General features: G+C 53.1%; 3 protein-coding genes. All 3 read right to left on the reverse strand.

Annotation, left to right across the window (positions count from 1 at the left end):
• Positions 1 to 608: 608 nt before the first annotated feature.
• The gene (locus tag SE18_RS19635) at positions 609 to 1,154 is read right to left on the reverse strand and encodes a hypothetical protein (protein WP_152976694.1); all 546 of its coding nucleotides are present in this window, start codon (positions 1,152 to 1,154) and stop codon (positions 609 to 611) included.
• A 269-nt stretch (positions 1,155 to 1,423) separates the two neighbouring features.
• The gene (locus tag SE18_RS19640; protein ID WP_083470029.1) at positions 1,424 to 8,347 is read right to left on the reverse strand and encodes an RHS repeat-associated core domain-containing protein; all 6,924 of its coding nucleotides are present in this window, start codon (positions 8,345 to 8,347) and stop codon (positions 1,424 to 1,426) included.
• A gap of 812 nt (positions 8,348 to 9,159) precedes the next feature.
• On the reverse strand, positions 9,160 to 9,396 hold the full coding sequence (locus SE18_RS19650) for a hypothetical protein (RefSeq protein ID WP_152976695.1): 237 nt from the start codon (positions 9,394 to 9,396) through the stop codon (positions 9,160 to 9,162).
• Positions 9,397 to 9,767: the final 371 nt, after the last annotated feature.

Raw genomic sequence — 9,767 nt, forward strand, 5'->3', positions numbered from 1 at the left:
GCCAGAAATGACCAAGCAATGGATCGATTAAAAACAAACCCCCACCTTAAGCACCCTGTGGGAGTTCCCAGGGAATTGCCAGCCCGTATTGCCGTTCTGGTCGATGCGATTCGCGTGTGTCGTTGAAACGCGTCAGGTTGGCGTATATCCTATCTTGATGTCAGATTCCTCGCAATCCAGCGTCAGAGTAGGGTTCTTTTTGTGCGTTCTTGATAATTGATTTCAATAGTCTTAAACGCTATACTGACAGTTTGCTACACAAGGAATATGGGACGACAGAACAACCGAAGTTGCGGGTGATTAAGGGGAAGATTATCCTCGATCAGATCCATCGATCACCTTGTACCCACTCGCTAATGATGCCGATTACTGATGGTGGCTATACACGTGCACAGCATCGGTAGTGGACTCCCTGTTGCATATAACTGGTGATGGTTATTGATGCAATAGTAATTCCTTCATTGCGATTCTTGGTGGTTAATGAGTTCACTTCACCTGATCCGTCGGATTCATCGTCATCAATACTAAAGAACTATACTCTGAATGATGTTTCTGATTTTATCGATTGGCCCGTAGGGTCTGTTGTGGCGAACATAGTTATTCCCAAATTAGTTGACAAGCGGTGAACTCCATTCATCGGATGTATAGCCTTCGCGAAAATGCCACCAGAAGGGCGGCGTAATGATCGAGTGATAACGGCCTTGGGGCGTTGCCCATGAGGGGAGATACGCACGAAACGCTGGGGGAATTGCGAGCAGCATGGCAACATTGAGCATCACCGCCTCGCTCGCCCATTGCTCTGGTGTTGCAAAGCGCTGCGGACCAAGATAGGTGAGGAGATCCCGCATCGCGAGCAGGTTGTAGAGCGTTGCCCAATCCAATTCAGTGTCCCAGATTTTCTCGGGTGGTTGCGATGCACACCAGTCGATCGTTGCAAAGAATTCTTGCCGTTCACTGTCATAGTCATGGGCTAGTGCATTGCGATCCTCTTGCGTCCACGGATGGCCTTGGATAAGGGTGTGCATCAGTCCCCATTGCTGATAATACGTATGAACAAGCGGATCATCAGGCGCTTCATGCAGCAGATAGCAACATTCTATGTGCATTTTTTGCTCGATAATGAGGATAGCACTCATCAGGGCTTGGGTTGACATCTGGATCATCCAACCACTATCAAGCACACGATAGCCCCGAATTACGGCGAGTAACGCACTCAGCCTATTTCCAAAGGTCATTGGAAACGGCGGAGCAAAGACATAAATTTGATTCTGTTTAGAAGACATTATAAGATTCCTCTATGACTATAGGTATTTCAGGTATCAATTAATACGACTTTAATTAAAAAGGATTGTAAGCATCTTTCACCAAAAAGAAACTTACAATCCTTTTTGGGAAATAATTAACGAATCATTTTAGATTTCACTTATTTTCCATAGTTTTTATTATTTTGATGGGCCTCCAGTTGAGTTACATAATTTGAATTCTTAAAGTTGTCAAATAGGTGTATACGTCCCCTTGTATCTCTGTAACCTATCGAGTCTGGGTCTTTTAGAATGTAAAATGAATGGATCAAATTATCTTCTGCTGTTGTAATGGTTAGACGTCGGTTAAAACGATTATAATAGGCGGTTCGCTCAATACCATTTGCTGCATCATAGTTAAATTCAACTGAATCAGGATCAAGGATATTAGCACGGGCCATTTGGTCATATTGCTCCCAATTGGCACCGTTAAATTCCTGAACATGTTTTTGGTGACTATCTTTATTATTCCACACACCATCTTTCGCAATACGCTCGCGGGTTGTTGGTTGTGGGGGCTGTTCTGGTGTATTCGCTTTCCCTTTCTTCTTTGCGAAGAAAACATTGAGTCCATTGTTGATACTTGCCGCAGACGCAACAGCCATGCCTGAGGCAGATTGGAGCGATAAAGCCACGCTTGGCGTAAGCGCACCTCCTCCTGCGAGCGCGAGTGCAGGACCACTTCCACCCGAAATAGCCCCTCCGAGCCCACTTATCCCACATAAGGCAGCAAAGCTATTCAGGAGCATCGCTCCAGCATTTTCCCAGGTAGGATTTTGACTAAATTCGAGGGTTGACTGGACAGCCTGTCCTACCGCAAAGGCCGTTCCGATGACAGGATGCCCAAGAATCAGGCCGACCAGCGCGCCGTTAACAACATTACCCCACTGAACACCTGGCTCATCATCCAGCCATTCTTGGACAAGCGCATTACCGCCACCAATCATCGCACCAAGGGCCATGCCACAGAGGATGAAGGAGACTGGTTCAAGACAGCGTCCCGATGGGTCGGTATTAACCAGCGGGTTGCTATAGCCATATTGATAGGCATGGAGCGAGTAGGGTGTTTCCGACGATCCTGCATAAGGATCAACGCTCAGGAAGGAGCCACTGGTTGGATTGTACCAGCGGGCGCGCAGGAAGACTAAGCCGGTTTGGGCATCGGAGAACTCACCGGTATACCGAATCGGGCTGATCGGGGTGGTTAAGGCCTTGCCCCAGGCATCCGTATCTTGGGTGCCGCGCGCGCCGGTGGCACTGTTGATGCTCATCCGCACCGTGCGTTGGGCATCACCGATGATGAAACTCTTGCCGTTATTGACTCCATTCTTGAGTTGGTCTTGGTGCACAATGGCACCACCCAACCCACTCACATAGGTCGTGGCGTATTGATCAGCTCCGGCAAAATTGGTAACCCGTAACAGGCTGCTGTACGAGGTGCCGACGCGATCCGTCAGGTAGGCATGGGTCAGGGTTCCCCCGGACGCACGACTGACCAGACTTTCCTCGTGATAGCGATAGGTATAGCTCGTGCCCCCTTGGGTGACCGTGGTGGGGCGATTGAACCCATCATAGGTATAGCTTTGGCTGCCATTGTTGAGCACATTGCCGGCGGCATCATAGCTCCAGCCCGTGCGACGGTCGTTGGCCTCATACAGAATATTAGTGGTGCTGCCCACCCGCACGCGGTTGCCCGCACGGTCGTAGCCATAGCCCGTGGTGGTGCTGCCAGCGGTTTCACTGGCCAAACGCCCGAGCTTGTCATAACTATAGCTATGGTTTTCGGTCACCGTTAGCCCACTGCCATTCAGTTGGGTTTCGGTGAAGGTCAGCGGACGGCTGGCGCGGTCGTAGGTGTAGCTGTACTGGGCCAGTTGGGCGGTGGGGGTAGCCCCGCTGCCGGTTGCGCCGCCAACGGTGATGCTGCTGACGCGACCCACCGGATCATACAGGGTCGTTTCGACGGCACGGCTGGTGCCGGCTTCCGAGCGGGTCAGGGTTTCTACGCGGCCCGTGGTGCTGTTATAGCCGTATTGGGCAATCGTAAAGCCACCACGACCGATCGTTTGCAGGCGACCCGCGCTATCGTAGCCGTAGCTATTGCCGCCAATTAAGGTGATGCGGCCCGCTGCATCATAATTGTAGCCCAGCGACCAATTGCCAGCGGTGGGATCATCGGCGAGGGATTGCTGCACGCTGTTGACGCGGTTGAGTGCATCATAGTTGTAGGTGACGATCCCGGTCTTGCCGGTCGTCGTGTTGAGCGCGGAGCTATCGAAGGCCGTGAACAGTCGTCCGGCGGTATCATACGTCCAGCTTTGGCTGGCCCCACCGGCCCCGGTTTTGCTGATCGGGCGACCGAGTTCATCATAGCCAGTCGTAATCGCGGTGCCACCACTTGGTTGGACACTGGCCACTGATCCTACCAGGGTATAGCTGGTGGTGGTACTATTGCCAAGGGCATCGACCTGCTTCCGCACTCGATCGAGCGTATCATAGTGAGAAACGCGGCTGGTAATGCCCCGGCCATTGATCACAGCCCGTTGGTTGCCCGCGCGGTCATAGCGATACTGGGTGGTTAATTGGCAATCGCTCTGTTCGACTTGGCTACAGACCCCATCGGCATTTTCGATGACCAGCACGAGGTTATCGCGCAAGTCATAGCGGAACCGTGTGACACTGCCGAGCGGATCGCTACTGGCGACGGTGCGGCCTGCCGCATCATACTGGGTGCGGCTGATCAGGTCGCGGGTCGTGCCATCAGCACCGGTGACGATGCCATCCTGATAGTTGCTGACGGTCTGCACGGTGCGGCCAAGGCCGTCGATCATGCTGACGCTGACCTGCCCATCGGGGGTTTTGCTCCAGCGCGGGCCGGTGCGCGTGATCAAGCCACTCGGGGCGGTCACCGTCATGATACCGGTGTCGAGGTTCCGGGTCGTGATCGTGGCTTTGCCGGTCGGGTCGGTCGTGGTGACGGTCGTCCCCGCCGCATCGGCATAGGTGGTGGTAGTGGCCACATTGACGGTTGCGGATGCCCCTGCTGGTGGCACTTGATAATTTTTGGTGACCTTCACGACGCGGCCCAGGCCATCATAGACGGTCTGCGTGGTCGTGCCATTGGTTTCCGTAACCGACCACACCCGCCCGAGGGCGTCATAGTGGGATTGCGCGGTTGGCACGTTGCGGTCGCTGGTTTGGGTGCCACAGAAGGCACTGAAGGGCATCCCAGCATTGGTGCGGCAGTTTTGGATGGACTTGGTGACGCGCCCGAGGGCATCATACTGCGGCACCGTCCATTGGCCGGTCACATCACGGGTTGCTTGGACGCGACCATTACTGGCATAACTGGTCATGGTGACCCGATTGAATTCGGGTTCATTTGACCAGAACGAGACGTTCGGATTTTGGGTTTGCTGGGTGACCCGGCCTAAGCTATCAAAGGCGAGCAAGGTGGCGCGATCGGTGACCACATCGGTAATCTGCCATGGCTGCGTGCCTGTGGCAGCAAGCTGCGTATTTTGCGTTCCATCGACGTAGTTCTCGACACTGCGATAGGCGCGTCCCGCACTATCATACTGAGTGACCTGCACGATATCGGTCGTGTCCAGACTGGCCCAACTGCTGTTGGCGCTGTCAATCGTTAATGGATTGCCATTCTCATAATTGAGCGTGGTCGTGACGGGGCGGTTCAGCGCATCATATTCAATGTGCGTCCAGCGAAAGAGCGCATCCCCCGTCCACGTGACATTGCCTGCCCCATCATAGTAGGTGTAGGTGTGGACATTGACATCGGGATAGGTACTGTTGAAGTGGCCACCATTGATGTCGGCGCGATAGTTCAAGGTGGTGGTGACGGGACGGCTGAGTACATCATACTCGGTGCGGGTCACCCGACTGGTGCTGCCACTCCAGAGCAAGGTGCTCGGATTGAAGGTGCCGGTCAAAATACCGGTTTCGGTGACCAACGTGGTGCGCCCCAGCCAGTCGTAGCCATAGAGGGTGGCGATATTGCCGCTCGGGTAGCTCGGGCTGAAGGTCGGTGGATTACCCGTCAGGCTTGGAACGTTTGGCGCTCCGCTGCCATTGAGCGCATTGTCCACGACCCAGCGGACGCGTCCCGCACTATCATAACTGGTGACATTGCGATAGCGGCCATCGGGGCCTTTGGTCCAAATCCGGCGGCCATAGCTATCGTACCCATACTCGGTTACCGCATTCGCTGATGCTGTAACGGGTGTCCCGCCGTTGGTATAGTTTTGCGTGACCTTCCAGATTTGGTTGTCAGGACGATAGTCGGTATGGGTGGTGGTGGCGAGGATGGTCTCATAGCCGGTGGTGACATCGGTCAAGCGCCCAATCGCATCATAGCCATGTTTGGTTTTCTGGGCCACACTCGTGCCATAGCCGACTTCGACCACGTCCACCTGGCCGGCGGGGGTATAGGTATACTTGGTCGCAATGCCATCGGGACTCGTCACCGTGTCGGGCAACTGCGTCCCTGCAACGTAGGTCACGGTGGTCGCAGGCAGCGAGCCAACTTGAATACTGGTGGGTTGGTTGGCCATGTTGTATTGGGCGGTGGTCACGAGGTTGCCCGGCGCAATAATTGTCTGCGGTTGATTATTGCTGGCATACTCGATGGAGGTGACCAAGCCGCTGGCCGTATGCTGGAGGTCGCCAACCGACCCGATTTCGAGGCGAGTGGGCAAGCTCACCGCGTTGCGCAGGGTGTACTGGGTCGTGCCATTGGCATCGGCTTGCGATGCGGGGGCAAGGTTGGCATCGGTGGTTTGATAATGGGCAAAGGTCTCGTTGTGTTCGATCCATTGGAGGGTTTTATCACCGCGATAGTGGGCGACTTGGGTATCCAAAATGGCCCCATTGCGCCGGATCGTGGTGGTGGTGCGCGGCGTGCCATCGGCTGCCGTTTCATAGGCATATTGCCAGGTACGGCCATCGCGTTCGACTTGCTGGGTGACTTTCCCATTGGTATAGGTCATCACCAAATCGCGGCGGCTGGCGGTGGTGTCGTAGCTGGTCAAGCCTTTGGCAATCCCAATGATCTGATGGAGGCTATTGGTTTCGTAGCGGGTAATCGTCCCTTGCGGGCTGGTGACCCAGGTTAGATTGCCGAGGGTATCATAGCCATAGGTCGTCACCTGATTCAGATCGTCGGTGACACTCGTCAACCGCTTCTCTCCGTTCGCAAGTATAGTATAGCCAAAGGTGAGTTTGCGACCACTGAGCGTATCGATGACTTGGGAGGGCAAGCCAGCGGATGTCCCCCGTCCCATGCTGATTGTCTGGGTCCGTCCTGCGGCATCAGCCAATTCGACTAACCATCCACCCCCGGTAAACCGCCGCCAGCTCTTATCCGGGAAGGTAACCAGATAGTCGGAACCATCGACGGTCAGGGTTGCGCGCACGCCCATGGCGGGCTGGTAGGTGGTACCAGAGCCACTAAAGCGATAGCGATTGCCTTCGGCGGATTCATAGATAATCGTGTTGGCTTCGGCCCCCACACTCGCGGTCGGCAAGGTTAAGGTTTCGCCGTAGTTAAAGCGCCAGCCAAAACCGAGTAGGCTTTGGGGAATGGTCGCCGGATCGGCTAAACCCGAGACATAGGTGCGTTGCATGCTCAACGGCGTGCCCGCCGTCGCCACGACCATATCGGTCGCCGATTCAATCAACACACCCGAGAGCGTATTGACGGGGTCGCCAACGACGAGTTGATAGCCGCCATTGGCGGTTTTCGTACATTTACAGTTATAGCCTTGGTCGGTGGGATTCAGGAATGCGATTGGCTCACCATTGGCCGCAATCGTAAAACTATCAATCCCAACCGCTTCGATCGTGGAAACATCTCCTTTTTCCCCAAAGGCAATCGCAATCCGGCCACTGCGACCTGAGACCGCCGCGAGATTAATACTCACGGGTGGAGAGGGTGCCCAACTACTCTGTAAACTGCCGCTCGGTCGGTTTCCCGTTGCCGCAAGTACAATCTCCCCGCCCGTATCAGGAAGGAAAAGGAACGTAAACGGGCTACGACTAGTGGTACTTTGACCCGCCTCAACCCAGCGAAATTGGCCCGTCAAGGACGTTCCTGGCGCAAAGAGCGGAAAGTGCAGTCGCGGCCCCGTATAGCGAAACGCCTCACCCCACATACTCGATGTATCCAGCCGATAGCGGGCATAAAAGAAAGACCCATTCTCAGGACTGAGTTCATGGACGGAGGCGTGGGCAATCCCAATCTCCATATCACGCCAGAAAGTCTTTGCGCCACTGCCTTTATCCGTGCGGTTCCACCCTGGCACATCATCATAAAAGCGGAAGTTGGCAGCCTCACAGGCGTTACTGGGAAAGTGATATGAGCCAAGGGTTGTGCCTTGGCATACAATCCGTACTTCGATCGGGACATCGGGGGCAACATTCTTGAGCAGATTGGGGTCTTGCCCGATCGTAATCTGAACGGTGGTGATGACGGCTGTTTGATTGGGCTGTAAGGCCGTCGGATCAATGCGATAGAAACCCGGACCTTCGACCCATTCCGTCCCCGTGATCGGTTTCAGATCAATCCGCAGCTCAGCCCAATAGGACATGCCCAGAAATTCCGTTGAGCGCCGTAAGGTTAAATCGAATTCGAGGCTATCGTGTGCATAGGCAGGAATCCGGATGGGCAAGACCTGCGATATTTGCTCCGTGGTCTGCACGGCGTAATTCGGCGTGAGCGTGTAGGCGGTATCGTGGTGAAAGGCTTCGCGCCGACTGGCACCCGAGAAGGTGCCATCAAAAGAGCCTTGATGGGTGGCTTCAATGGCGCGATTAATAATATCGGCTAATTCGTCAGGAGAAATAATCGATTTTGCAGCCGCCGGACGATGGCCAGGTGGGGGTTCATCAAGAATGGACGGCACTGCCGGAATGGCGCGGGCGGTTGGGGCGAGGGCGATGGGTGCCGCAACCGTTGCTCGTGGGAGCAGACTGGCGAGCACCGAGACGAATAGCAGCATGGCGAGCATGCGCGACGGACGGGAGGAAGGCATAAAAAAAGCCCTTTCACTCAAAACAATCGATGACTGATGAGCAACAAGGGATCTGTCAATCCTACGCACAGCGGTACGCAGCAAACCTTGCTCCACTTTGTTCTCTCTCAATCGAACGTTATTCTACCAAACGATCGGACATCGCATGCCATGAAAGAAGCCCCATAAAGGGGTGAGTTTAGGGGTGAAAAACTGGAAGAATACAGGGGAGCGGATTGTTTGCGGATTGTTTGTGGTGAACATGCGCCAATATCGTGTGTGGAAAGAATGAAATGGAGGTTAATTTCTCTTAAGGATAGGGGCTGATTTGTTATACAAATCAGCCCCTATCCTTAATGAATAATTAATCCCCTTAGAGAAATGGGAGTTAATTATTCTATTCGATAATCAATAAGCCTAATCGTGAGATGCCTAATGTTGGAGACATTTAACCACTTCACGATTAGGCGGCAAAGACTGATACTATAGAGGGAATCCTATGGCCTGTGTTTTGAAAACATAGGCTCGTTATTATTCCTCAAGCCAAGACTTCAAGACAATTCCGACAGCGACAAGGGCTTGTCCCTGAAGCATCAGAATCCTGTTATCCGAACTCGTCTTCTTATTGAGCATGATTGAATCATCCAATATAAACCCATGGGCAGTTCCTTCACAAGTCTGTTGATCGTACTGAAGGGAAGACCATTTAATGCGCACGATAGGACGAATTCGATTCTCCCACGGATGTTGCCACCGTATAGCGGTATTCATAGATACCATAGGTGGATGCGATGACCCACCAAACGATGTTGGTATCCATAAAAATTGAATCATTATTCCTTGATGCATAAGGCTTCCTCTCCCAAACCAGCAGACGGAATAATCGTTCCTACTGCAATGATCGTTGGACCAGCGAAAAAAATGAGATGCTTGCCAGGATTCAAGAGCTCTTCCAAGATGGGAATCTCAGCAAGAAAATCACCTTTTGCAATCCCTTCATGACTGTCCGAATTATAGGTTATGGCACTCCATCGAATACCATGGGTAATATGGTTGGGATCGGACAGCATGTCATACCACCGAACCTCACTATATGCGCCCTCTATAGGTGGGTTTCGATTCCCGCCTACGTGGGTAGGAACCCACAAAAAACGAAACCAGATACAATCACTCATGCTTATTTTATATACTCCACAAACGGTAAATTATCAATATGAATATACATTCCTCCCCTACCAGAACCATCAACATATGGGTCAAGGATACTATGTATACAAGTCAGCCCCTATTGTTAACAAATCTTTACCACCTTTTCCCATCCATGATGAACTTGGTTATGCATCATGGATGGGATAGGCGCGTATTGATTAACCACAAGCGACGTGACAGAGGAGTGAATTATCGATAAGAATGAAGCACGTGCAATTATACCAACCCTACG

It is taken from the genome of Herpetosiphon geysericola, from assembly GCF_001306135.1.
Classification (GTDB): Bacteria; Chloroflexota; Chloroflexia; order Chloroflexales; family Herpetosiphonaceae; genus Herpetosiphon; species Herpetosiphon geysericola.

Excerpts from the sequence above, each read along its gene's own strand:
- SE18_RS19650 (WP_152976695.1), bottom strand. The coding sequence starts at position 9,396 with ATGCTGTCCGATCCCAACCATATTACCCATGGTATTCGATGGAGTGCC.
- SE18_RS19640 (WP_083470029.1), bottom strand. The coding sequence starts at position 8,347 with ATGCCTTCCTCCCGTCCGTCGCGCATGCTCGCCATGCTGCTATTCGTC.
- SE18_RS19635 (WP_152976694.1), bottom strand. The coding sequence starts at position 1,154 with ATGTCAACCCAAGCCCTGATGAGTGCTATCCTCATTATCGAGCAAAAA.